The sequence below is a fragment of the Liquorilactobacillus sicerae genome, from assembly GCF_029916425.1.
GTDB classification, from domain to species: Bacteria; Bacillota; Bacilli; order Lactobacillales; family Lactobacillaceae; genus Liquorilactobacillus; species Liquorilactobacillus sicerae.
In genome coordinates, this window is the sequence record NZ_JAHAVQ010000147.1 from 1 (window position 1) to 517 (window position 517).

Genomic DNA, 517 nt, shown 5'->3' on the forward strand with positions numbered 1-517 from the left:
TTTTTGATTACTGTGACATTTATAAATCTAATTATTTTGAGTGTTGGAAAGAAAAAATATGAATTTAAAAGAAACTTTGAATAATGGTTTAAAATATTTAATTTTTGCTTAGGACTATTAGCATAAAAAATCTAAAGAACTTATGAGAAAGGATTCATCATTTTCAGCGGGTGACATTAGTAGTTTAGAATTATTAATTTTAGTGCTTCTGGTCCTGGCGGCAGGAGCGGAGTCGATACCGCGTGCGTTCATTTTAAAAATGATACATGGATAATGAAAATTTCAAACATTAATATTCAATTTAAAGATAAAGTCGTATTTTCCGATATGGAAATTCAGTTTTTGGAAAGGAAAATTAATTGGCTTAAAGGCGACAATGGTAGCGGTAAAACAACACTATTCAGATTATTGAGTGGTTTATTAAATTTGGAAAACGAAGAAAACATCAAAATAATAACGGATTACCAAGAAAATATTAGTTTGAGCGATTTTGTTAAAGAGGTTAATTTTATTCCCG

1 protein-coding gene is annotated in these 517 nt (G+C 28.8%); it reads left to right on the forward strand.

The annotated features are described in order from the left end of the window. Positions 1 to 273: 273 nt before the first annotated feature. Positions 274 to 517 (forward strand): ATP-binding cassette domain-containing protein (locus KH893_RS11720; RefSeq protein ID WP_281166266.1); only part of this gene is annotated, 244 nt, incomplete at its 3' end.